Source organism: Cobetia sp. PDI-23MA, from assembly GCF_059507735.1.
The window spans coordinates 498,655-521,864 of record NZ_CM183352.1 but is presented as its reverse complement, the minus strand read 5'-3'; the positions used below and the strand labels follow the sequence as shown (position 1 = coordinate 521,864).

Here is a 23,210-nt window from a genome sequence, read left to right as displayed (position 1 = left end):
GGCCTGCCTCTCATCCTGCGATAGCAGACACGCTGATCAGACGATGCGCATCAGTTCGCGGCCGCGCGGGCTGATCGCCAGCCACAGGCCGAGCACCACGCCCATCAGCGACAGCGCCGCCACGTACCAGGTCGGCGACAGCGGCGAGACGGTCATCATCAGCGAGACCAGAATCGGCGTGAAGCCACCGAAGATGGCGTAGGCGACATTGTAGGAGAACGACAGGCCAGTGAAGCGCACCGCCGGCGGGAAGCCGCGGATCGCGATGCTCGGCACCGCGCCGACGATGCCGACGCTGAAGCCGGTCAGGCAGTAGAGCGGCACCAGCAGGCTGGGGTCTGAGTGCATGGTGGCGAGGAAGACCCAGTAGGTGATGCCCAGCAAGGCGCTCCACAGCACCAGGGTGACGCCGGCGCCGATGCGATCGACCATGTAACCGGAGGCGATGCAACCGATGCATACCGCCACGATCGCCAGACTGTTGGCGGAGAAGGCCGCGGCGCGGCTCAGGCCCTCGAGGCCTGCGATCAGGCTCGGCGTCATCAGGATCACGACCACGATGGCAGCGGTCAGAATCCAGGTGACCGCCATCGCCACGGCAATCGCCGAACGCTGTTCCCGCAGGATCATCTTCAAGGGCAGCTCGGCGGCCAGCGCCTTCTTCTGCTGCATCTCGGCGAATACCGGCGTCTCGTGCAACCAGCGACGCAGATAGACCGAGAACAGCCCGAACACGCCGCCGATGATGAACGGAATCCGCCAGGCGAAATCACTGACCTCTTGCGGGGTGTAGACACTGTTGATGGCGCTGGCCATCAGCGAGCCGAGCAGGATGCCCCCCACCAGCCCCATCGAGAGCGTGCCGCAGGCCAGGCCATTGTGACGCGGTGCGACGTGCTCGCTGACGAACACCCAGGCACCCGGCACCTCACCGCCGACCGCGGCGCCCTGGAACAGACGCAGGATGATCAGCAGCAGCGGCGCCCACATGCCGATGACGGCATAGGTCGGCAGCATGCCCATCAGCAGGGTCGGCAGCGACATCATGAAGATGGACAGCGTGAACATCTTCTTGCGGCCCAGCGTATCGCCGAAGTGAGCCATGATGATGCCACCCAGCGGGCGCGCCAGATAACCGGCGGCGAAGATGCCGAAGGTCTGCACCTGACGCAGCCACTCGGGAATGTCGGGCGGGAAGAACAGCTGGCCGACGACGGTGGCGAAGAATACGAAGATGACGAAGTCATAGAACTCGAGGGCGCCGCCGAGAGCGGACAGACCGAGCACCTTGATGTCACCACGCTTGAGCGAATTTTCGTTGGGCAAAACGTGAGCAGCGGAGGCGGAGCCCGCTGCGGGGACGGAATCGTTCATGGATCTCTGTTTAGCGGGGGCTGGTGTCCAGCGATGGTCAAGGGTGATTCACGCGTCGCGCATCTTGTCTTGGAGGCTTTCAGTCGGAGAGACATCATCCGGTCGAGAGACATCATCGATCACGGAGCGGAAGTCGTGCTGATGATGACTGAAAGCACCGGGGTTGCCCCGGAGGCGTGGCGATCATGCGGAATCCTGCCAGCGTACGACGCATCACTGCATTGCACAAAACACAATACAGGTCGATGCAGTCATGCGTTTCATGTATCGCGCCCAGAGTAGCAAAGGCGACCTTGGCTGGGTAGCGTTCGCTCACTGTTTGGCAGGGGGCTTGCGGGAAATCACGCCGGCCTTGCAAGGAGTTGGCATGAAAGACCCCGGTGCCTCGACAAGGCGAACCGGGGTGGGGGGGGAAGTCTTTCTGTCTAGTTCAAGCAATGAGGGAGGGAATGTGATGGGCGTCCTGCAGTGGGTCACCTTCCCTCCCCTGCCGGGCGACGCACGAGTCCTGGATTCAAGCTCAGGTTCATCGACAAGCGTCAGCTGCAGTAGCCCCAGCCTTCCAGGCGTTGGCGAATGTCCTCGACCCGCTGACGGTTCTTGCCGAGATCGGAATGCCCTCTGCGTGAGACGCTGCGCACATGACAGACCCCCTCCTCTTCATTGCAGACGATTTCCACATCATCGACGAAGCCCAGCACGGGGGTGTGGAACTCGGCGTGCAGATAGCCGCCATCTTCGCTGATGATTTCAGCATGGCCCATGGACTCTATGATGCTGTGCACCTTCTCCATCGCACTGACGCAGCAATCCTGCGGCATCGGGAGTGGCGCGACATAGTGCTTGCTGTCAGTGGCCTGGGAACTGACCCCGTTGGGGGTGCTGGGGGCCGGAGCCAGCATGCCATCATGCAGGCCGAGATTGTCGGGACGAGGTGAAGCAAAAAGACCTTGGCGCATTTCGAATCCTTCCTGTCATCTCTGGGCGTCGGTAACAGCATCCTCTGTCACCAGCCTGATTGTTATCCAAGTCAGCTTGAAGACATTGCGAAGTCCTTGAGAAGACTGCGCGCAAGAAAGCCCCGTGCGGGCTGCTCCGCTGATGTGATTCGCTGAGGCAACTCCCACACGCTGCCATCGCACGGGCTTGTCGGTGAATGACAAGGGCCTCGACTTTCAGCGTAGCGACTTTTGTCGATTTTGCCCGTGGAAGGCCTTGATCCAGATCATCTGCCTGATAATGCGCCGCACCTTGAGCGGCTTGAGGCCGTGCCCTCTTCCGCCCCAGCGAAGCCAGACCGTACACTGGGCAGCATTTCACCCGGCCCGGCTTTGCCCCATCCGCAGCTCCAGCCCCAGCCGCCGGCCAGACGACTTCGCAAGGACCCCATCGTGAGCTTCCGCTTCCTGCACACTTCCGACTGGCATCTCGGCCAGAGCTTTCACGGCCAGAGCCGTCACGTCGAGCATGCTGCCTTTCTCGACTGGCTGCTCGGGCAGCTCAAGACTCTGGCGCCGGATGCGCTGCTGATCGCCGGAGACCTGTTCGATGTGGTCAACCCGAGCCTGGCCGCCCAGGAGCTGCTCTACGACTTCATCGTGCGCGCCCACGAGCAGGACGCGGCGCTGGAGATCGTGATGATCGCCGGCAATCACGATTCCGGCTCGCGCATCGAGCTGCCGGCCGCGCTGCTGGCCCGCCTCAAGACCCATGCGCTGGGGCGCGTGCGCTGGGTGGATGACTCCACCGACGGCGACGATGCCCACAGTCTCGACTGCCAGCATCTGCTGGTGCCTCTGCACGATCGTGACGGCAAGTGCCGCGCCCTGTGTCTGGCGGTGCCCTTCCTGCGCCCGGCCGAGGTCACCGGCCTGAGCAGCGGCGAGCCAGCCGAGCAGGAAGGGGAAGCAGGCAAGGGCGAACGCACCCGCAGCGAGGCCTACCGCGACGGCGTGGCCCGCGTGCACCAGCAGCTGGTCAGTGCTGCGCGTGCCGCCCGCCAACCCGGCGAGGCGCTGATCGCCATGGGTCATGCCCACATGCGTGACGGCGAGGTGTCCGAGAACAGCGAGCGCCCGATCCTGATGGGCGGCGAAGAGGCGCTCTCGACCAGCCTGTTCCCCGACGACATCGCCTATGTGGCGCTGGGCCACCTGCATCGCCCGCAACGCGTGGGCGGCGAGGAGCGCATCCGCTATTGCGGCACGCCGCTGGCGATGGACTTCTCCGAGGTCGACTACGGTCACCGCATTCTCGATGTCACGCTCAACAATGACAGCCTGGAGAAGGTCGAGGAGCATCGCGTGCCCTGCCATGTCGCTCTCACGCGCGTCGGGCCTGCGCCACTGGCCGAGATCACCACTCAACTCACGGCGCTGGTCGCCGAGGCGCAAGAGGATCTCGAGCCGACACGCTGGCCGTGGCTGGAAGTGACCGTGCAACTGGAAGCCCCGCTGATCGACCTGCGCGCCCGTATCGAGGCACTGCTGGAAGGCGCGCCGCTGCGTCTGATCAAGCTGGCCACCCGCTACCCGGCGCCCAGTGCCGAGCATCGCGCGCCGAAGGGCGTGAAGCTCGATGAGCTGGGGCCGATGGGGCTGTTCGAGCGTCACTATCTCGCCACCTATGACAGTGAGCCGGACCCGACGCTGATCGAGGATTTCGCCCAGCTGCTCGAGGAGGTCGAGGCCGCGCGCGAGACGCGCCTCGAAGGCGAGCCAGCCACCCGGCCCGCTCGCAAGGCCGGCAAGGCGGCTTCGATAGACAAGACAGCCTCGACAGACAAGGCCAAGGGAGGTCAGGCATGAAGATTCTCGCCCTGCGTCTCGACAACCTGGCATCGCTTGCCGGCACGCATGAGGTCGACTTCGAGAAGGCGCCGCTGTCCGATGCCGGCCTGTTCGCCATCACCGGCCCCACCGGGGCCGGCAAGAGCACGCTGCTCGATGCCCTGTGTCTGGCGCTCTATGGCACCACGCCGCGCCTAGATCAGACTCCGGGCGACGGTAAACTGACCGACATCGGAGAGCATCAGCTGACGCTCAAGGACCCGCGCAGCCTGCTCCGGCGTGGCTGCGGCGAAGGCAAGGCCGAGGTGGATTTCATCGGCCGCGATGGGCTGCGCTATCGCGCCAGCTGGACGGTCAGCCGCGCACGCGGCAAGCCCGGCGGCCGCCTGCAGAATGCCAGGCAACATCTCCAGCTGCTGGCCACCGGCGATGACACCCAGCCGGCTCAGACCCTCAACACCACCAACAATGACGCCAAGGCGTTGATCATCGACAGGCTGGGGCTGAATTTCGCGCAGTTCACCCGCGCCGTGCTGCTGGCGCAGAGCGAGTTCAGCGCCTTCCTGCGCGCCAAAGACAATGAACGCTCGGAGTTGCTGGAGAAACTGACCGATACCGGCCATTACTCCGAGATCTCGATGGCCGCCCATGAGCGCGAGCGCGCCGCCCGCGAGGCCGTCGCTGAACTGGAACGCAAGCTGGAAGGCCAGCTGCCGGCCAGCCCGCAGGAGCGTCAGGCGCTCGAGGAGGAGGTCCATCTGCGCCAGACGGCCATGACTCGACTCAGCGCACAGCATGATGCGATGACGGCCTATCACCAGTGGACCACCACGGCGGGCGAACTCGAACAGGCCCTGCGTCAGGCGCAGCAGGAACAGACCGAGGCCCACGCCGTCGGTGATGATCTTTCCCGTCAGCGCGAGAAACTCAGCGCCCTGGAAGCCCTCGCGCCGATTCGCCCTGCCCTGCTGCGCCTCAAGGCGATCGCGCCGCAGCATGCGCAGCTGGTCACGCAACTGGCCCAGCTGGAGCAGCAGCTAGAGACCCTGTCACCCAGGGTTGAGCAGGCCCGAGCCGCCAGGCAGGCTGCCGATGAACGCATGCAGCGCTGCGAGACCTGGCGCGGCGAGCAGCTGCCGAAGCTTGAAGAGGCACGTCAGCTGGCCTCGCGACTGGCGCAACAACGCGAAGCACACGCCAGCCAGCTGAGTGAACAGCAACGCCTGCGTGACACGCTCGGCCAACATCAGCAGGAGCTCGAGGCGCAGGATCGCCAGCGTCAGCAGCTGGAGCAGCAACTCCAGCAGCTGCAGGCAACGCTGGTCGACGAGTCCGGCCAGCCGCTGCGCGATGCCGAAGAGTATCGTGACCAGCTGCAACGTCAGCGCGATGCACTACTGGAGCTCAAGCCCGTACTCAGCGAGCAGATCACTGGTCTGGCCCGCCGTGATGAAGTGCAGCAGCGTCTTGTCGAGCTGGAGCAGCAGCTGCCCCGACAGCAACAGGCGTTGCGCGATGTGGCTGCCCGGCAGGTGCAGGCATTGCAGGCCCGCGACCAGGCGCGCCACGAGGAAGACGCCGAACGCCGCCAGCAGGAGCAGGAGCGTCTGGCACGCAGCGACAATGTGCTGGCGCTGCGCCGCGGGCTGGTTCAGGGCGAGGAGTGCCCGGTGTGCGGCAGCCACGAGCACCCCGCCGCCGGCCAGGCCGCACCGGCCGAGGCGCTGATCGCTCAGCTGGAACAGCAGGCCCGCGAGCGCCTTGACCAGCGTCGCCAGGCCACGGCCACCGCACAGCAAGCCATGGAGACGGCCAGTCACGAGCACGCCCGCCTCGAGCAGCAGCTCGGCTATCTGCAGCAGGAACAGACCCAGCTGCACTCGGAGCTGCAACGCCTGCAGCAGCAGGCGCAGAGCTGCCAGACGAAGCTGACCGAACTTCTGGCCCGGCACTCGCTGTCAGAGCACCCCCAGCTTGAACCCTTGCCGACATTGCCGGCTGCCCACGCACTGCAACTGATCGAGCAGCGCCTTGGGGAGCTGGACGCCCGCCAGAACACGCTGGTGACGACACTGCGTCAACTGACGCCACTGCGTGAGCAACGCCAGGCACTGGCAACACGCCACGCCACGCTGACGACGCAATGCCAGCATGGCGAGGCTCAGCTTCAACAGTGCGAGACGCAGATCACTGCGCTGGCGCGCGAGATCGAGCAGCTCAGCGGCACGCTTGCCCAGCAGCTGAGCGCGGACCCCAAGCGGCAGCATGCCAGCGTGAGCGACTGGTCCGACTGGATCGAGTCGCTGACCACCCGGATGCGCAACGAACAAGAGGATGCGCGTCAGGCACTGCAGGAGCTGAACGATCAGCAACAGCAGCTGACGCAGCAACAGACCAACCTGCAGCAACGCCAGACGGAGCTGCGCGAGGAGCAGGACTCGCTCGATAGCGAACGCTCGCATTGGCAGGCAGCGAACCCTGCTCTGGATGATGCGCGCATCGCGGAGTTGCTGGCCGTCGAGGATCACGAGCTGCAGGCACTGCGCCAGCAACTGCGCAGCGCCCACGAGCGCGTCGCACGCGCGGATGCCCTGCGTGAGGAGCGCAATGCGCGTCAGTTCAAACACTGGCAGGCCGCTCGAACCTCCAACTGGCAGACGGTACTCGAGCAGCTGGCAGCGCCCGCCGAGGAGACGTCAGGAGCAGGTATCGCTGGAGAAGGTGTGGCGGGAGACGGCGCGGCGGGGACTGAAGAGACGGGCGTCATTCGCGCCCAGGCCCGGCAGGCACTGGCGCTGCATGCTCGCTTGCAGGCTCATGTGCAGCTCCCGCAAGAAGACGCTGGTGCGCCGGAGGATGCGCAGCCACGGCCCGCGGAAGATACCCACGCGCTTGGCGAGGCGTTGGCCGGCCTGATCGCGGCGCTCAAGACACCGCTCACTGCCGTGCGCGAGGCCCATCAATCGGCGCAGGCGGCGATACTCAATGATGATCAGCGCCGCAGCGGCAGCGCCGAACTTGGCGAGCAGCTGGCCCGCGCCCGCGCAGTCCATGAACGCTGGGGCGCGCTGTCGGAGCTGATCGGCAGTGCCAGCGGTGCCAAATTCCGCACCATCGCCCAGGCCTTCAACCTCGAGCGTCTGATCGAGCATGCCAATCTGCATCTGGCCAATCTGGTGCGCCGCTATCGTCTGGCGCGCGGCGCCAGCCCGCTCGGACTGGTGGTGGTGGACACCGAGATGGGCGACGAGCTGCGCAGCGTGCACTCGCTGTCCGGCGGCGAGACTTTTCTGGTCTCGCTGGCGCTGGCGCTGGGCCTGGCGGGCATGGCCTCCGGTGAGCTGCGCATCGAATCGCTGTTCATCGACGAAGGCTTCGGCAGCCTCGACCCGGATTCGCTGGCCCTGGCGATGGAGGCGTTGGATGGCCTGCAGGCCAGCGGCCGTCGCGTCGGGGTCATCTCGCACGTGGCCGAGATGCATGAACGCATTCCGGTGCGTATCGCGGTGCGCCCCTCGGGCAACGGCCAGAGCCGACTGGAGATCGAAGGCTAGCGGCGGTCAGGCGTCACGAAGCCAGGTTCAGCGTAGCCGCTTGAGGCAGCTAGGCATCACGAAGCCGCTTGAGGCGGCGGCTGGCGAGCTGGTCCGCCAGTCGGGTCGGCTCGGGCAGCTTGGTCTTGCCCAGACAGTGCAGGGTCATCGCCAGCGCCGTGTCCAGATTCATGCGCTGGCCCGGCGAGACGAATACCGGCTTGACCTTCGCGCGTGAGCGCAGCACGGCGCCCAGCTGGCTGCGCTGTTCGCGTTTGGGCAGCTCAGTATTCTCGATGATGCCGAGCTTGCCATCCGCTTCACGCACGCAATCCGTCAGCGCGACCCAGTCACCGCGCGCATCGCCCGGTTCGCCATACTTGCCGCACAGGCGCTTCTTGGCCACGCCGAAGGATGGCAGGTCACACCACAGGCCGAGATGCGCCGCCACGCCCAGGCGGCGCGGGTGTGCGATGCCGTGGCCGTCCACCATCAGGCATTCGGGCGGACGCTCCAGCGATTCGAGGGCGGCGATGGCGGCGGGCAGCTCGCGAAACGACAGCAGACCCGGAATATAGGGCATGCGGGTCGGCTGACGGACCAGCTGCTGCTCGAGGGGCTCCAGCGTCGCCAGATCCAGCGTCACCACCGCCGCGCGTGTCACCTCGCCCCCATCCTCGAAGCCGATATCAACCCCGGTGATGGTCGCTGGCCACGCGTCGGGACTTGATCCCCAGGGCGGTGTCAGCGTCAGTCGAGTGGCCATTTCGCGTTGCTTGGCAACGGCGGCGGCAGGGTCGAGATTCCAATCGTGCAGTGCTGCCATCCACTCACTCATGCATTCCCTCTCGGCGGTTGCGAGTCTCTTTCCCTCAGATGCTATCGATCGCCCTCGCCTTCAAGCTGCTTGCCCAGTGAACGCAGCACCTCCGCCGCCTGATTGCGGAAGCTGTCCAGCCCGTTGCCGACCTCCCCCATGCTGCGTTCCAGCTGACGCGACAGGCGATTGGACAGCGGTTGGTCCGCGCGGGCCGTCAGCTGCTCCGGCGTCATGTCGAGCACCAGTCGGTAGCGGATGTCGCCGGGCGCCGCGGCTGCCAGCGGGTCACTGACCGCCTCACGGGTGAAGCGCGAGAAGTCGATGCTGGCCGCCTTGTCACCGGCGTCAGGGCGAATCAGCAGGCGATGGATCTGGCCACGCGTATCACTGAGCACATCCTCGACCTTGCCCAGCGTCTCGCCCTGCGGTGACACCACCGGTGCCAGACGCAGGGCCTCCAGCGAGACCAGCGGGATGCGAATCTCCGGCGTGGCGCTACTGACGGGCATGTCGGACTCGGCGTGGGCCGCACTGAGTGGCAACCAGGGTGTCGCCAGCAGAGTACACAGCATCAGCTGGCGGGCAGGCGTGGCGGGCAGGCCACGGCGCAAGGCATCGAGTGAAGAGATCATGTGGGCATCCTCGGAAAATGATCGACGGTGAAGGCGCCACCGCCATGTCACGACAGGATACCAGCACCGGGGATGCCTTTCGTCCAGGCACAAAAAAACCGGCACCTCGTGAGAGGTACCGGTCTTTTCAGGAGCCGTGGCCAACACTGCGATCAGTGCTGGCCCGACTCAGGCCTGATCAGGCGCGACGACGATCGTCGTTGCCACCTTCACGACGCTGCGGGCGGCCGCCATCTTCAGACAGCTCCAGCGGGCGACCGGCGACGCGAGCACGCGCCATCTTGGACACGATGCTGGTCGGCAGACCGCTCGGCAGTTCCACGACACTGTGCGTGTTGCGGATGTCGATGCGACCGATGCGTGAACCTTCGATGCCACCTTCGTTGGCCAGGGCGCCAACCAGCTGGCCCGGCTTGACCCCGTCGCGGTGACCGACGGCCACGCGGTACAGTTTCATGCCTTCCCGGGCGACCGGGGCAGAGTTGCGACGCTCACCACGCTCCGGACGCTCACCACGCTCGGAACGCTCGTTGCGACGCGCGCCCGGCTTCGGCAGGGACTGGATCGGCGTCTCTCCGGCACGCGCCATCTTGACGAAGACAGCGGCCAGCTCGACCGGATCGTGACCTTCCTCGATCAGGCTCTGGACCAGCGCGCGATGACCGTTGGAGCTGCTGCCCAGGGCCTCGACGACGCGAGCGCGGAAGGCCGCGTCACGGTGAGCACGGATCTCGTCTTCGCTCGGCAGCTGGCGTTCGGTGATGCGCTGACCAAGGGCCTGCTCCATCCAGCGGACCTTGCGCATCTCGCGACCGCTGACGAAGGTGATGGCACGACCTTCACGACCGGCACGGCCGGTACGACCGGTACGGTGAACGAAGGCTTCGCTGTCACCCGGCAGGTCGTAGTTGATGACGTGGGTGATGCGCGCCACGTCCAGACCACGAGCAGCGACGTCGGTGGCGACCAGCACGTCGACCTTGCCACGCTTCAGGCGAGTCACGGTGCGCTCACGCAGGGACTGGTCCAGATCACCGGACAGTGCCGCCGCGGAGATACCGCGAGCGATCAGCTGCTCGACGACAGTGGTACAGGCCGCACGAGTGCGCACGAAGACGATGGCCGCATCGACGGTCTCGACTTCCAGCAGACGGGAAAGGGCTTCCAGCTTCGCGCCGCCTTCGACACGCACCATCATCTGCTCGATGGTGGAAGCAGTCTTGGACTCGGACTTGATGGTCACCTTGACCGGATCAACCAGGTAACGGTTGACGATACGCTCGATCTCGGCCGGCAGGGTCGCGGAGAAGAAGACACGCTGCGCTTCCTTCGGGGTATCGGCGACGACGCGCTTGACGTCATCGATGAAGCCCATGCGCAGCATCTCGTCGGCTTCGTCCAGCACCAGTGCGGACAGGCCGTCAAGCTTCAGGCTCTTGCGGTCCAGGTGGTCGATGACACGACCCGGAGTACCGACGACGATCTGGGCGCCGCTCTTGAGGCTACGCATCTGCTCGCGGTAGTCCTGACCACCGCAGAGAGTGGCCACTTCCAGGCCACGCATGAACTGACCGTAGCGAGTGAAGTTGACGGCGACCTGCTGGGCCAGCTCACGGGTCGGAGCCAGCACGAGAACCTGCGGTTCACGGCGGTCGAGGTCCAGGCGGGTCAGCAGCGGCAGAGCGAAGGCCGCAGTCTTGCCGGTGCCGGTCTGGGCCTGGCCGATCATGTCACGGCCTTCGAGCAGGCTCGGGATGGTCTGGCCCTGGATGGGGGACGGCGTTTCGTAGCCCAGCTTCTCGAGAGAGGTCAGGACGGCAGGCAGCAGGGCAAGATCGCTGAAGCGATCGACGACGGAAGTCGTGGTCATGTATATCTCACACCTAAATGGCTGCAAGTGAAGCTTGCAGCTGAAGAATGGGTCGGGTTGAACCGACACGAAGCGTAAGGGCTCCGTCTGGCGATGCGATCAGGCACGAGGCGCTGGCATCATCAGAAAAAACGTACGAGTGCTGGACGTCTTGGCATGGACGGGCCCGGGTTGCTCTGAAGATGGACGCATTTCCACTTTCAGGCACAACGCTGCGGCGACCGTACAGCAACCAGAGGCTCTTCTACTCAGAGTCTCGGGGCGCTCCATCATGCACACTGTGGACAGGGACGGGTCTTGCATCGCGGCGGCCGGACATCGATCGAATCGAGGGGTCACGGATGGCTGGGGCAAGCTACGCCACGCGGTCCGGGAGGCGCGAAATACCGGCTGATGGCCACAAGAAACGGCGATCACGTCGGGCTCGGCTACTCAGGATGGTGGGTCACTACATGCGAGGAGCTGGCATTCTAGCAGTCCCTCGCGCATTCTGCATCCTTTCTTTTGACCTTGGTCGCAAGCCTGACGCTCATCGGCGCGGCGCGCCCTCGCCCATCATTCTCTGACAGGAGACGGCATGACTGATACGCAAGCCCCCGCCAGCACTGACTCGAGCGAGCCCCTCGCCACGCTGTGGGTCGACGCCGACGCCTGTCCGCGCGCCGCGCGCGACATCCTGGTGCGCGCCGCGGAACGCACCGCGACGCCCACCTGGTTCGTGGCCAATCACCAGGTTCCCCTGCCCCGCTCCGCGCACGTCAAGGCACTGTCGGTGCCGGCCGGCGCGGATGCGGCGGATCAGTTGATCGTCGAGCGTGCACGTCGCGGCGACATGGTGATCACCTCCGACCTGCCACTGGCGCTGGAAGCGATCGAGAAAGGCGCGCTGGTGATGACCAGCCGTGGCGAGACGCTGGATGCCAACAATATCCGCGCCAAGGTCCAGATGCGCGATTTCATGGAAAGCATGCGCTCCAGCGGTGAGCATACCGGCGGCCCGTCCGCCTATGGCCAGCGCGAGCAGCGCGACTTCGGCAACGCTCTGGATCGCTGGCTGGCGAAGGCCAGACGTCCGAGACCGGGCGCCTGACCCGCGCCGGAGGCAACGGCAGGAATCCGGGAGACTTTCGTCAGGCGTGACGGCGGATGCCCTGTCCCGTCAGGCGCTCACGATCATGGGGCGCCTCAAGGTCCAGCGCCGGGCCGATGGGCACGATGCCGGTCGGATTCACGGCCAGCTGGCTGCCGTAGTAGTGGGTCTTGATGTGATCGAAGTGGCAGGTCTCGGCGATACCCGGCCACTGGTAGAGTTCACGCAGGTAGTTGGCGAGATTGAGATAGTCGCTGATGCGGCGCTGGTTGCACTTGAAGTGACCGTGATAGACGACGTCGAAGCGCACCAGGCTAGTGAAGAGCCGGATGTCCGCTTCGGTCAGCCACTCACCGGTGAGGTAGCGCGAGTCGGCCAGCCGACGCTCCAGTAAATCCAGGCACTCGAACAGCGCCGTGAAGTGACGCTCGTAGACCTCCTGCCGCGTGGCGAATCCGGTCTTGTAGACACCATTGTTGACCTTGTCATAGACCTCGGCATTGATGGCATCGATCTCGCCGCGCAGGTCCTCTGGATAGAAATCCAGATCATTGCCGGTCAGCGAATCGAAGGCGTCATTGAAGATGCGCACCAGCTCCGCCGACTCGTTGTTGACGATGCGACCGGTCTGCTTGTCCCACAGTGCCGGCACGGTGACACGGCCGGTGTAGTGCGGGTCGGTCAGGGTGTAGAGCTGGTGGTGATAGCGCACGCCATTGATCGGATCACCGCTGGAGCCTTCTTCCTCGAGGTAGCTCCAGCCATGTTCAAGCATCAATGGGCTGGTGCAGGACATGCCGATCAGCGGCTTGAGCCCCTTGAGAGAGCGCATGATCAGCGCGCGATGCGCCCAGGGGCAGGCCAACGAGACGTAAAGATGGAAACGGTCTGCGCTGGCGGGCACGGCCGCTTGTCCCTGCGGCCCCTCGAGCGTGGCATCGGGCGCCACGACCCAATCCCTGAGCCGCGCGCTCTCGCGCTTGAATTCACCGCCGGTGCTGTCGGTGTCATACCAGCGATCCTGCCACTTGCCGTCGACCAGTAAGCCCATCTTGCACGCTCCTTGTATGGCTTGAGGGGATGCCCCCAGCCTAAGAGCCAAGCGCGACAGCGCAAGCGAATTCACTGCGTGGCAACGATCGAGTGTCTCGAACGATCACGTCACGCGCTTTTCTCAAGCCCTCACGCCGTTCAGGAACGCCGCTCGCTGGCATCCCGCTCGACGGCAGCGTGCAGCTGCGCCTTCATCGCCCGGACGGCAGGGCCCGCGCGATCATCGTCCGACAGATAGAGCATCAGCGACACTTCGCGCTCGCCGCCATTGGCCAGCGGCAGTGGCAACAGCCGCCCCCGAGCCAGAGCCTCGCTCATGCGGGTGCGGGGCAACCAGGCGAAGCCCAGTCCGCGTTCGGCAAGATCGACTGACGTGGCCAAGTGGCTCACCGTCCAGCGCGCCTCGGCCTTGAGCCAGCCGGCATCCATGCCGCTGGAACGGCTGCTGTCGCGTACCACCAGCTGGCGATGCTGCACGAGGTCACGCAGATCCAGCGGACGCCCGAGGGCATGCAGCGGGTGCCCCGGCGCCGCTACGGCGATGAAGGTTTCACGCAGCAACGGGGTGCCGAGATGGTCATCCAGCATCAGGCCGCTGATCAACAGGTCCGCTTCCTTCTCCTCGAACAGCTCGCGCCCGCCGGTCAGCGTCGTCTCGTGCAGCTGGACACGCACCTGAGGGTAGGCCGTCGAGAAGGCTTCCAGCGCCCGTGCCAGCACATCCGACGGAAACAGCTGATCCACCGCGATGGCGATCTCGCTCTCCATGCCTGCCGACAACGCATCGGCCACATCCTCGAGTGCCCGCGCATTCTCGATCAGCTGACGCGCCCGGCGCAGCAGCAATTCACCCGCCTCGGTCAGCCGGACATTGCGCCCGACCGGCTCCAGCACCTGCACGCCCAGCAAGGTCTCGAGACGATGCACGGCGTGATTCAGGGTCGAGGGACTCTTGTGGATCGCGGCCGCCGCACGCGCGAAGCTGCCGTGGTCCACCACGGCGGCCAGCATCTGCCACTGAGCCAGTGTCACGCGTGACGACATCGGGATTCCTCTTGCAGAACGTACGGGAATGCACGGGGCAATCCTGACATGCCAGACGCAAAAAACCAGACACCTGATACTGCAACCCGACGGAAGCAAAAGAGCATTCTGTGCTGTCAGACTCCCGACATCTGGTCGCAATCCTCGGACATCAGGACGGCATCCTCTGAAATGCAGGAGGACAAATACGCTATTTTGCTTAACTTTACAAAATTTAACACCAAGCAGGATTTACTGCCTGAACAGCGTTTCCTAAGCAAAAATGGCGCTATTTTCGCCAGACCTCATGTTGCCGGTACCGCCAACTGCGTCGTCAATGATCTAAACAGGGTTGAATTACTCATACTGGATATGCGTCCAGCCTATCGAACGATGGGAACCTTGGTTAAGGTTCGAATGCCTCATTGTTGCCATCTTTTCATTTCACATAACTTTATCGGTCACATATGCTGCGAATTCTTCATTCGCTCCCTCGCGCGCACAAGTATCTTCTTTTACCTGTTGCCACCATGGTTACCGTGCTGGGTGCTCACAAGCTTCTCGAAACATTCGATGCTCCTGATGTCTCCAAGACATCACAGTCCATCGCCATCGATCTGGCCAGTGCAAATTCCAGCACCCCGGCCAAGCTGCCGCTGGCAATTGCTGCCGCCGACGACACTCAGTCTCCTCTGAGCCCGGCGCAGCTCGCCAATCAGACAGCGGCCAGCTCGGCCTCCGGTGACATTCCGCTGGCAGCGCTGACGCCCAGCGAGATCGTCGCCATCGATTTCGACATGCCGACACTGCTGACGGATGCCAACTATCACCCTGACAGCCAGACGGCAGCCCCGATCGTGGCACTGGCGCCGGCGGCAGTGAAGACCGCGGAAGCCGTCATCGGCACCGCGACCGACGAACAGGCCGGCGGCACCTCCTATGACGACCTCTCCGTCGACCCGGTCGAGCTCGGCGAAAGCCCGACGCTGCAGACCGAGCTGGCGGTCGAGGAAGTCTATGTGCCCGAGTGGCAGACCTATACCGTGCAGGCCGGTGATACCTTCGCCGTGATGGCGGAGCGCTCGCTGGGCCTTGGCTACAGCGAAACCACGCGCATCCTCAAGGCGCTGCCTGACAAGCGCGTGCTGACGCATTGGCGCATCGGCGACAGCTTCGATTACAAGCTGGATGAAGACGGCAACCTGCTGGCGCTGCGCATCATGAAGGACGCGCGTCGCGGCTTCATGGTCAAGCGTGAGACCGGCGGTGAAAGCTTCAATGTCGCCAAGATAGAGAAGGCGACCCAGGCCACTCAGCGCATGTTCGCCGGTACGGTCAGTGGCAGCTTCTCCCTGTCAGCGGAATCCACTGGCCTGGGCGTCGCGGAAGTCAGCCAGCTGACCCAGGTGCTGGGCAAGAAGATCGATTTCCGACGCGATACGCGCAAGGGTGACAAGTTCCAGGTACTGGTCGAGTCCGACATGATCGACGGTACCAGCATGGATTCCCGCATCCTCGCCGCACGCTACGAAGGTTCTCGCAAGTCACTGACCGTGGTGCGCAACAGCAGCGATGGCCGCTACTACACCCCTGATGGCAAGGGCCTCGACCCGGCCTTCAATCGCTACCCGCTGGCGCACAAGGCGCGCATCAGCTCGCCGTTCAACCTGAGCCGTCGCCACCCTGTGACCGGACGCATCAGCCCGCACAAGGGCACTGACTTCGCGGTGCGTACCGGCACGCCGGTGCTTTCCACCGCGGATGGCGTCGTCGAGCTGGTCGGCAACCACCCGCTGGCCGGTCGCTATCTGGTGCTGCGCATGGACAACGGCTACAAGACCCGTTATCTGCACCTGTCACGTCCGCTGGTCAAGAAAGGCGAGCGCGTGACCATGGGTGAGAAGATCGCCCTGTCAGGCAACACCGGCCGCTCCACCGGCCCGCACCTGCACTATGAGGTGATGGTCAACAACCGCCAGGTCGATCCCATGCGCGTTCAGCTGCCGAACAACAAGTCTCTGTCCGGCAAGGCGCTCGCCAACTTCAAGCGTCAGTCAGAGAACATGCTGGCCAAGCTGGAAGCCGCCGACAACACTGGCGCCATCGCCAAGGCCTCCACCCCGAGTCAGGGTGACGAGAGCTAGACGCGAACCCAGGCGCGGGCCCTCAAGCACAGGGTCTGCGCCTGACAGGAAACACGCACGACAAACGAAAAGGCCCCTCACCATACGGTGGGGGCCTTTTCGTTTGTCGGTGTCTCAGCCGGGGATCAGGTCACTTCTTGATGCCCTTGTTGGAGGCCTGCTCCAGCAGCTCTTCCGTTTCGCTGCTCGTGCCCTCCTCACGCATCTTGGCCACATCGGCATACAGACAGATGTAGGTACCGCAGGATGCACAGAACACCTTGTCGTCGGGATTATGGACCTGCGAGACGCGGACTCGCTGGCTACCACAGTCCGGGCACGGCTTGGGAATACGCAGTTCCTCGGAAAGATCTGACATGAAGCATTCTCCTGTTCGGTGTCTGGGCCGCTCACCTTGAAGCTGATCGATTGGCGGCTCCCCAAGACATGGGGCCACTCACACGGCATGCAACCCCGCTGGCCAGGAGTCGCTCGCCATTCGGCTCGAGCTAGCTCACCGAGCTACCGCGCCCAGGCACTGCGCTCAGACGCAAAGCCCCGACACGGTGCCCGGGGCTTGAGGGGCAGGCGCGAACAGACAGATGTCACGCGGCGCTGATGCTGCCGGCAAGCGACTCATGGCTGGTGCCGTGACTTGCGGTGTTGGACATGCGCGCGACGGGGCGCTCCGGCACACGATGCTGGCCGTGTGACCTGGCGCCATCACGCGTCAGGCGGAACTCTTCCTGCAGCGCCATCTCACGTGCCGCCAGGCGAAAATCGCCCATCGAACACAACGCATGGCCGTTGGGGCACTTGAGGATGTGATCATCCGGCAGATCACGGGCAGGCCAATCCAGCGCTTCGTTGCATTCGGGACACTGAGGCCCATTACGGGTCGGGACTGATGGGGTAAACATGCGCGAACTCCTTTTCGACGCAAAAGATGACGATGTCATGACCAGGTTCTCAGTACAGGAAACATCAAGACGTGGCTCATTTTGCGTGCGCATGATGGAGACAGATAGCAACAGGCTCCATTGCACTTTTGGTTAGATGCCACAATTTATCGCTGGTCAGCCTCTTCGCTCACGGCTGCGAAAGCTATCGCACAGAGCGCGAAACACTCTTCATGGCCGCGCGACCGGCAAGAGTCTGACAGCACTATCTTACAGTCTGATAACACCTCGCGAATGACGCAGATCAAACGCATACCAGATCAAGGAATGTCTGCCACACCACTCTTCGGACGGGCGTAAGACGGGTATTGATGGGCTTGAGCCCAAAAAAATCCCGACCAAAGGCCGGGAAAACACTCTCAGGCAGAACACGACCTATCGCGGAAGCAACGCGGCTCGTCGCAGGTCAACCAGGACGCTGAACAGTCGTCAGCGGTATCACGGAAATCTCTACTCAACCTACAGTGCCAGACGTCAAGTCTCGATTGACCGAGACAGAACGACAAACTGCTGACACTGGGGTAAAAAACTCTTGTGCGCCCTCACGAACACTGGCGAACACTGGCCTTGCAGGCACTTGCTTCAGGTCGGGGCGTCCAACTGCTGGACCACCTTCTGCGCCATAAGAGCCGGGTCAATCGCAGCTCGCTTGCGTGCACTGACTTCAAGGCGATCACGCAACATGAACCAGACACCCAGAAACTCATCACATTCGGCACAACTGACGATGTCATCATCTGCCGGGGAATCTTCGAGGTGAACCCGGTTGCTGCCACAGCGTGAACACTCCATGGGAACCTTGCGTACTGTGTTCATCTCGATGCCCTCCATTGGATCCATGATGAAAAACATGTGCTCGAAACCGGTGGAGCGGGCGGCATGACGATGTGAAAATTTGCGGCAACCTGACAGGGGATTGAAAAAGCGGCTCTGCAGCTCCATCAATGTCGTATCAGGAAATCTCCCGCCTACCCCGCCGTGCTTCGACAAATACAAAGTTAGACACTTACAAGTATTTGTACAAGTTTTAACGCGTATCAAAACGTAACTGTACAGCTAGCGTAGAGGAATTGGCAGGCATTTACGTGTGCGCTGATCAAGCGTTTACCTCTCACCATGTGCCCGCTGTGGCATGATAGCGCCCCACAGAAACTGTGTAACACTTCGCTACAAAAAGCCTCATCTGACGTGTAAAACATCTTGCTCCACTCTTCAGGAAGCCAGCCAGCGAGCAGAAAAGCCTCGAAAACGCACTGATTTCGGCACAAACAGATGTCTTTTTCGACTTTTTGCATCGTACAGAGCGGACCTTGCCCCCCCCCCTTCAGCACCTCACCTCTCTGCTCGCATCCTCCACTCGCCCCCTTCATCAGGCCCCTGCTGACAGTGTGCGGGCGCCCTATTCGTGACAGGTACAGGGCTCCATTACACCTTGCATGTGACAGACAGAGAAATTCTCGTACAAGTTTTTCTTTCACCCCCTTGAAACTTGTCGGTCTCGTCAGGATCTCAGTGGGTAAGGTCATGGTTCTGGCGAATCATTTGCGCCACGAGCGAGAAGGAAGCGCTCGATGGACCAGACCAGAAGTACCGATTCAACACGCAAGGAGTACTGCATGAGCAAGCTGAACCGTAAACAGATTCTGGGTGCGATCACCGCGACCACGCTGCTGTCCACTACCAGCATGGCCATGGCCAGTCCGCAGGGGCTCTACTCCGCAGATGAATTGATGGATGCCGATGTCTACCTTCACAACGATGACAGCAATGCGGTCGGTGAAGTCGAGGACATCCTGCTTGACGACAACATGCAGGTTGCCGCTCTGGTCATCGAAAGCGATGACTCCATGGGGCTGGACGAGAACCAGTACGTCGTGGAAACGGGCAAGTTCACCCTCGAGACCGAGCAGGGCGATGATCCGGACGCCCTGGAATACCGCATCCACCTCGACATGGATATGAGCGAGTTCGAGCAGCAGCCGAACTACACCACTGACTGGTGGCAGGACACGCGCAAGAGCGCCGCAGCGGCCTGGGATGAAACCAAGAACACTGCTGCCAGCGCATGGCAGGACACTCGTCAGGCGACTGCCAATGCGCTGACCACCGCCGGCAACGCCATCAGCGGTGCCGCCAATGACACTGAGCAGAAAATGGAAGAAGAGACTCAGTGATAGCGACCCTGCAAGAGATCACCTGAATCGGATGATCCGCATCAATGCAGAGGAAAACGCCTCATGCCCCACGGCATGGGGCTTTCGTGGTTCAGGACCACGAGAAATCACGCCATTGATGCACTGATGGGGGAAGAAGGGAAAGAAGAGAAAGAAAGAAGAGAAAGAACAGCCAGAGAAGCCGGAATGGCAGGCAAAAAAAGCCGCCATTGGCGACTTGTCGGGGCACTGGAGCTTTCGAGCATCAGCTGAATGAAACCCCACTGGAAGGCATGCATGGTGGGCCCAGCAGGACTTGAACCTGCGACCAATCGATTATGAGTCGAGTGCTCTAACCAACTGAGCTATGGGCCCATGCAGCGCGCATATGATAGCGAAAGCATGAGCCTCGGGAAAGCCCGAAAACTCAACAACATAGCGATTTCCCACTCCCGGTTGCGACGCGAGATGTGCGTTGGTCCTCCCCCATCAGCCTTGTTGTCTGCGACGAGTGCCGCGAACCCTTGGCGCCGCCGTCTGTCCAAGGTGCCATTGCAGCATCGAATCTTTTCCAGGCGCTCATGGCGGGCCTCGCCCGATCAAGCCCCTGGCCATCAGGAGTCATGACATGTCATTGCCTTTCTCTCGCTGGACCCGCGCCCTGAGCCGCACGCTTGCGCGCCGCTCGACCGGCCAACCCGCCAGCCGACTCACCGGCACGACCAACGGAGGCCGCTTCAGCGCCCCGATCAAGGCCGCTGCACTGGCCTTCGCCATGAGTGGTATCGGTGTCAGCCTGCCGACCCAGGCCGCCTGGCAGCTGGTACCCGACAGCAGCGGCGCCACCGCGACGCTGACCGCGCAGGGCAGCCAGGGCAACGTGGAGCACGTGCATCACCTCAATGGCCTGAGCGGCACCGTGGGAGATGATGGCAAGATGAGCATTCCCTTGAGCGTCGGACAGACCGATCTGCTCGACAAGGTCGGCGAGCTGCCGCCGTGGCTGTCCGGCGTCAGCCAGATGCGCCTGGCCACGCTGACCCTGAATCTTGACCCGCTGGCCATCGCGGCGCTGGAGCCCGGCCAGACGACGCGCATGCAGGTGCCCTTCTCGGCCACCGATGGCAACCGTACCCACCGCGAGATCCTGCCGCTGAAGGTCACCCGTCAGGATGCCACCCACCTGACCTTCATCAACGCCGACCCAATCTCTCTGGACAGTGCAGAAGTCGCCAGAAATCAGATCGGCAGCACGCTGCTCAACCTGCTGGGCTACGGCAAGCTGGTAGGCGACATTCCCGTCACGCTGCAGGGCGAGATGGTCGACCAGTAACTTTCCGCACAGCGCGTCACCAGAACCGCCCCACGGGGCGGTTTTTTTGTGCCGGTAGCCGCCGAGGATGACGGCCTGCGTCAGCCAACGAGGGCACACCTGACGGCGATGGTCAGCCCTCATGACGCCACGACATAAGATAATGATAAAAATAATTCTCATTCATGGTTCAGAAAGCTGTCATCTGAACGTCTACCCAGAGGATAAAACGACGAACAAGAATCATTCCTATATAAATCATTCCGGATGGAACACCGCGCTCATGAAAGACTCCGCCACACATAAAGCCACTCGCTCCCTGCTGATGACCCTGCCCAGGCACCCTCTGGCACTGGCGATTGGCCTTGGCCTGCCCTTTGCCGGTCAGGCCATGGCGGCCGACCACCGTGAGTCTCAGGACGAGACCCTCGACACCATGACGGTGACCACCACAGCGGCTACCAAGACCGACACCGGCTATCTGGAAACCCCCCAGGCCGTCTCCACCATCACGCGCGACGATATCGACAAGCGCGCCGTCGAAACGGTACAGCGTGCCGCGGATTACACGCCGGGCGTCTTCACCAACCAGATCGGTGCCTCCAACCGCTATGACTATCTGGTACTTCGTGGCTTCTCCGATGGCAGTGTCAGCAACACCTTCCTGGATGGCCTGAAGCTGATGGGTGACTCGGGCTCCTACAGCTCGATGACCATCGACCCCTACTTCCTCGACAGCATCGAGGTGGTGAAAGGGCCGTCCTCCGTCCTCTACGGACGCTCCTCGCCGGGTGGCCTGGTCGCGATGCAGTCCAAGCGCCCCGAGTTCCAGGACTCCGGCCAGGTCCGCTTCACCGTCGGCGATGACAACGAACGCAGCGCAGCCTTCGACCTCACCGGCCCGCTGGATGACGAGCAGCGTATCGCCTACCGCCTGACCGGCCTCGCCAGCGCCGAGGACACCCAGGTCGACTCCGTCGAGGAAGAGCGATACGCCTTCTCGCCGCAGATCACCATGGATGTCACCGACGACACCACCGTCACCCTGATGGGCTACTTCCAGAAGGACCCGGAAGGCGGTTACCACTCAGGCCTGCCCTATGAAGGCACAGTGGTCAGCTACAACGGCACCAAGCTCGGCAACGACTTCTACGAAGGTGACGAAGACTACGAGGAATTCGATCGCACCGAACGCATGCTCGGTTACGACTTCGAGCACCGCTTCAATGACGCTGTCACCGCACGCCAGAAATTCCGCTATCTGCGTTCCGATGTGGACCTCGAGCAGGTCTACGCCTATGGCTGGGCCTCGGACACCGAGCTGACCCGCTACTACTCCGGCGGCGAGGAAAGCCTGCGCGCCTGGACCGTCGACAACCAGCTGGAAAGCCGCTTCTCCACCGGCGCCTTCGATCACACCCTGCTGTTCGGCGCCGACTATCAGACCCGCACCAATGACGTGGACTGGGAATACGGCACCGCCAGCACGCTGGATGTCTCCGGCAGCAGCGATGCCGATGTCTCCATTTATGCCACCGAGAACCAGAAGCGTGAGCTGGACCAGACCGGTGTCTACCTGCAGGACCAGATCAGCTGGGGTCGCTGGAACCTGGCCGCCGGCCTGCGTCAGGACTGGGTCAACATCAAGAACACCGATCGTGACTACAACACCACCAGCGAGCTGAACGACAACGAGATGAGCGGCCGCATCGGCCTGATCTACGGCTTCGACAACGGCATCTCGCCCTATGTCAGCTACTCCACGTCCTTCTCGCCGAACTCCTACACCGATGAAGACGGCGACCTGCTCGACCCGACCACCGGCAAGCAGGTCGAAGTCGGCATGAAGTACCAGCCCAACGGCACGCGTGATCAGTACAGCGTCTCGCTGTTCCGCATCAATCAGGAAAACGTCGCCTCCAAGGACCCGGAAGACAGCTACTACACCTCCTACGGCGAGATCGAGTCCCAGGGCCTGGAGCTGGAAGCCCGTACCCAGGTGACCCGCGACTTCGCGCTGCAGGCCGGTTACAGCTACACCGACGTGACCTATGCCAAGGCGAAAGATGGCACCGAAGGCAACGATGCCAACCAGGTGCCCAAGCACCAGATCAGCGTCTGGGGTGACTACGCCTTCAATGAAGGCCCGCTCACGGGCCTGAATGCCGGCCTCGGCGTGCGCTACTACGCCGACATGTGGGCGGATTCCGAGAACACCGAGAAGGTGCCGAACTACGCACTGGTCGATGCCCTGGTCGGCTACGACCTGAGCCAGATCGGCTGGAGCGGCACCAGCGTACAGCTCAACGTCAGCAACCTGTTCGACAAGGAATACATCGCGTCCTGCTACAACACCAGCTTCTGCTACTACGGTGCCGAGCGCAGCATGACCGCGACCCTGACCTATGATTTCTGATCCCGACACCTCCGCAGTCCGTCGATTCTGAATCGATCCGCAAGACCCGCCGGCGGCAAGGAT

At 63.0% G+C, this 23,210-nt stretch carries 18 protein-coding genes and 1 tRNA gene; 8 read left to right on the top strand and 11 right to left on the bottom strand.

The window, feature by feature from the left end; translation table 11 throughout:
* Positions 1 to 36: 36 nt before the first annotated feature.
* Positions 37 to 1,374, bottom strand: a complete 1,338-nt coding sequence (locus AC5WNJ_RS02315) for an MFS transporter (RefSeq protein ID WP_176676145.1) — start codon at positions 1,372 to 1,374, stop codon at positions 37 to 39.
* A gap of 539 nt (positions 1,375 to 1,913) precedes the next feature.
* A complete protein-coding gene (locus AC5WNJ_RS02310; RefSeq protein ID WP_176676144.1) occupies positions 1,914 to 2,333 on the bottom strand; it encodes a DUF1499 domain-containing protein in 420 nt (139 codons plus the stop codon).
* Positions 2,334 to 2,765: 432 nt separating this feature from the next.
* On the opposite strand from AC5WNJ_RS02310, the gene AC5WNJ_RS02305 reads away from it, so the two are divergent.
* Together AC5WNJ_RS02305 and AC5WNJ_RS02300 are read left to right on the top strand one after the other, a co-directional pair.
* The gene (locus AC5WNJ_RS02305) at positions 2,766 to 4,181 is read left to right on the top strand and encodes an exonuclease SbcCD subunit D C-terminal domain-containing protein (RefSeq protein WP_176676143.1); all 1,416 of its coding nucleotides are present in this window, start codon (positions 2,766 to 2,768) and stop codon (positions 4,179 to 4,181) included.
* A complete protein-coding gene (locus AC5WNJ_RS02300) occupies positions 4,178 to 7,717 on the top strand; it encodes an AAA family ATPase (RefSeq protein ID WP_176676142.1) in 3,540 nt (1,179 codons plus the stop codon). The genes AC5WNJ_RS02305 and AC5WNJ_RS02300 overlap by 4 nt, the downstream gene beginning before the upstream one ends.
* Positions 7,718 to 7,766: 49 nt before the next feature.
* Here the strand turns inward: AC5WNJ_RS02300 and nfi are convergent, their stop codons facing one another.
* The 3 genes from nfi to AC5WNJ_RS02285 form a co-directional block, all read right to left on the bottom strand.
* A complete protein-coding gene (nfi, locus tag AC5WNJ_RS02295) occupies positions 7,767 to 8,534 on the bottom strand; it encodes a deoxyribonuclease V (RefSeq protein ID WP_253063122.1) in 768 nt (255 codons plus the stop codon).
* Between the two features lie 41 nt (positions 8,535 to 8,575).
* Positions 8,576 to 9,148 carry a hypothetical protein gene (locus tag AC5WNJ_RS02290; RefSeq protein ID WP_176676141.1) on the bottom strand — a complete coding sequence of 191 codons (573 nt, stop codon included), beginning with the start codon at positions 9,146 to 9,148 and terminating at the stop codon, positions 8,576 to 8,578.
* A 178-nt stretch (positions 9,149 to 9,326) separates the two neighbouring features.
* A complete protein-coding gene (locus AC5WNJ_RS02285; protein ID WP_176676140.1) occupies positions 9,327 to 11,018 on the bottom strand; it encodes a DEAD/DEAH box helicase in 1,692 nt (563 codons plus the stop codon).
* Positions 11,019 to 11,595: 577 nt separating this feature from the next.
* Between AC5WNJ_RS02285 and AC5WNJ_RS02280 the strand changes: the two genes are divergently transcribed.
* Entirely contained in the window at positions 11,596 to 12,108 is a 513-nt protein-coding gene (locus tag AC5WNJ_RS02280; protein WP_176676139.1) for a YaiI/YqxD family protein, read from the top strand.
* A 40-nt stretch (positions 12,109 to 12,148) separates the two neighbouring features.
* Here the strand turns inward: AC5WNJ_RS02280 and AC5WNJ_RS02275 are convergent, their stop codons facing one another.
* Positions 12,149 to 13,159: a glutathione S-transferase family protein gene (locus AC5WNJ_RS02275; RefSeq protein WP_176676138.1), complete on the bottom strand. Its 1,011-nt coding sequence runs from the start codon at positions 13,157 to 13,159 to the stop codon at positions 12,149 to 12,151.
* Between the two features lie 140 nt (positions 13,160 to 13,299).
* Positions 13,300 to 14,205 (bottom strand): LysR family transcriptional regulator, encoded by a 906-nt coding sequence (locus AC5WNJ_RS02270; RefSeq protein WP_176676137.1) that lies wholly within the window; start codon positions 14,203 to 14,205, stop codon positions 13,300 to 13,302.
* Positions 14,206 to 14,714: 509 nt separating this feature from the next.
* On the opposite strand from AC5WNJ_RS02270, the gene AC5WNJ_RS02265 reads away from it, so the two are divergent.
* Complete coding sequence (locus AC5WNJ_RS02265) at positions 14,715 to 16,328, top strand: peptidoglycan DD-metalloendopeptidase family protein (protein ID WP_253063120.1); 1,614 nt, start codon at positions 14,715 to 14,717, stop codon at positions 16,326 to 16,328.
* A 130-nt stretch (positions 16,329 to 16,458) separates the two neighbouring features.
* Here AC5WNJ_RS02265 and AC5WNJ_RS02260 read toward each other — a convergent pair whose 3' ends face one another.
* From AC5WNJ_RS02260 to AC5WNJ_RS02250, 3 genes are all read right to left on the bottom strand, one after another.
* Positions 16,459 to 16,686, bottom strand: a complete 228-nt coding sequence (locus AC5WNJ_RS02260) for a hypothetical protein (RefSeq protein ID WP_176676135.1) — start codon at positions 16,684 to 16,686, stop codon at positions 16,459 to 16,461.
* A gap of 226 nt (positions 16,687 to 16,912) precedes the next feature.
* Positions 16,913 to 17,227 (bottom strand): hypothetical protein, encoded by a 315-nt coding sequence (locus AC5WNJ_RS02255; protein ID WP_043333132.1) that lies wholly within the window; start codon positions 17,225 to 17,227, stop codon positions 16,913 to 16,915.
* 621 nt (positions 17,228 to 17,848) lie between these two features.
* A complete protein-coding gene (locus tag AC5WNJ_RS02250; protein WP_253063118.1) occupies positions 17,849 to 18,208 on the bottom strand; it encodes a hypothetical protein in 360 nt (119 codons plus the stop codon).
* A gap of 674 nt (positions 18,209 to 18,882) precedes the next feature.
* On the opposite strand from AC5WNJ_RS02250, the gene AC5WNJ_RS02245 reads away from it, so the two are divergent.
* Both AC5WNJ_RS02245 and AC5WNJ_RS02240 read left to right on the top strand, forming a co-directional pair.
* Entirely contained in the window at positions 18,883 to 19,440 is a 558-nt protein-coding gene (locus AC5WNJ_RS02245) for a PRC-barrel domain-containing protein (protein ID WP_176676133.1), read from the top strand.
* A gap of 63 nt (positions 19,441 to 19,503) precedes the next feature.
* Entirely contained in the window at positions 19,504 to 19,692 is a 189-nt protein-coding gene (locus tag AC5WNJ_RS02240; RefSeq protein ID WP_176676132.1) for a hypothetical protein, read from the top strand.
* A gap of 25 nt (positions 19,693 to 19,717) precedes the next feature.
* On the opposite strand, the gene AC5WNJ_RS02235 is transcribed toward AC5WNJ_RS02240, so the two are convergent.
* Positions 19,718 to 19,794, bottom strand: a tRNA-Ile gene (locus AC5WNJ_RS02235).
* 253 nt (positions 19,795 to 20,047) lie between these two features.
* Here AC5WNJ_RS02235 and AC5WNJ_RS02230 point away from each other — a divergent pair.
* A complete protein-coding gene (locus AC5WNJ_RS02230; protein WP_176676131.1) occupies positions 20,048 to 20,752 on the top strand; it encodes a hypothetical protein in 705 nt (234 codons plus the stop codon).
* 262 nt (positions 20,753 to 21,014) lie between these two features.
* Entirely contained in the window at positions 21,015 to 23,147 is a 2,133-nt protein-coding gene (locus AC5WNJ_RS02225) for a TonB-dependent siderophore receptor (protein WP_495930367.1), read from the top strand.
* The last annotated feature ends 63 nt before the right edge of the window (positions 23,148 to 23,210 follow it).

Excerpts from the sequence above, each read along its gene's own strand:
- AC5WNJ_RS02285 (WP_176676140.1), bottom strand. The coding sequence starts at position 11,018 with ATGACCACGACTTCCGTCGTCGATCGCTTCAGCGATCTTGCCCTGCTG.
- AC5WNJ_RS02275 (WP_176676138.1), bottom strand. The coding sequence starts at position 13,159 with ATGGGCTTACTGGTCGACGGCAAGTGGCAGGATCGCTGGTATGACACC.
- AC5WNJ_RS02265 (WP_253063120.1), top strand. The coding sequence starts at position 14,715 with ATGGTTACCGTGCTGGGTGCTCACAAGCTTCTCGAAACATTCGATGCT.
- AC5WNJ_RS02240 (WP_176676132.1), top strand. The coding sequence starts at position 19,504 with ATGCCCCACGGCATGGGGCTTTCGTGGTTCAGGACCACGAGAAATCAC.
- AC5WNJ_RS02310 (WP_176676144.1), bottom strand. The coding sequence starts at position 2,333 with ATGCGCCAAGGTCTTTTTGCTTCACCTCGTCCCGACAATCTCGGCCTG.
- nfi (WP_253063122.1), bottom strand. The coding sequence starts at position 8,534 with ATGAGTGAGTGGATGGCAGCACTGCACGATTGGAATCTCGACCCTGCC.
- AC5WNJ_RS02255 (WP_043333132.1), bottom strand. The coding sequence starts at position 17,227 with ATGTTTACCCCATCAGTCCCGACCCGTAATGGGCCTCAGTGTCCCGAA.
- AC5WNJ_RS02260 (WP_176676135.1), bottom strand. The coding sequence starts at position 16,686 with ATGTCAGATCTTTCCGAGGAACTGCGTATTCCCAAGCCGTGCCCGGAC.
- AC5WNJ_RS02290 (WP_176676141.1), bottom strand. The coding sequence starts at position 9,148 with ATGATCTCTTCACTCGATGCCTTGCGCCGTGGCCTGCCCGCCACGCCT.
- AC5WNJ_RS02230 (WP_176676131.1), top strand. The coding sequence starts at position 20,048 with ATGTCATTGCCTTTCTCTCGCTGGACCCGCGCCCTGAGCCGCACGCTT.
- AC5WNJ_RS02250 (WP_253063118.1), bottom strand. The coding sequence starts at position 18,208 with ATGGAGCTGCAGAGCCGCTTTTTCAATCCCCTGTCAGGTTGCCGCAAA.
- AC5WNJ_RS02315 (WP_176676145.1), bottom strand. The coding sequence starts at position 1,374 with ATGAACGATTCCGTCCCCGCAGCGGGCTCCGCCTCCGCTGCTCACGTT.
- AC5WNJ_RS02270 (WP_176676137.1), bottom strand. The coding sequence starts at position 14,205 with ATGTCGTCACGCGTGACACTGGCTCAGTGGCAGATGCTGGCCGCCGTG.
- AC5WNJ_RS02280 (WP_176676139.1), top strand. The coding sequence starts at position 11,596 with ATGACTGATACGCAAGCCCCCGCCAGCACTGACTCGAGCGAGCCCCTC.
- AC5WNJ_RS02300 (WP_176676142.1), top strand. The coding sequence starts at position 4,178 with ATGAAGATTCTCGCCCTGCGTCTCGACAACCTGGCATCGCTTGCCGGC.
- AC5WNJ_RS02245 (WP_176676133.1), top strand. The coding sequence starts at position 18,883 with ATGAGCAAGCTGAACCGTAAACAGATTCTGGGTGCGATCACCGCGACC.
- AC5WNJ_RS02225 (WP_495930367.1), top strand. The coding sequence starts at position 21,015 with ATGAAAGACTCCGCCACACATAAAGCCACTCGCTCCCTGCTGATGACC.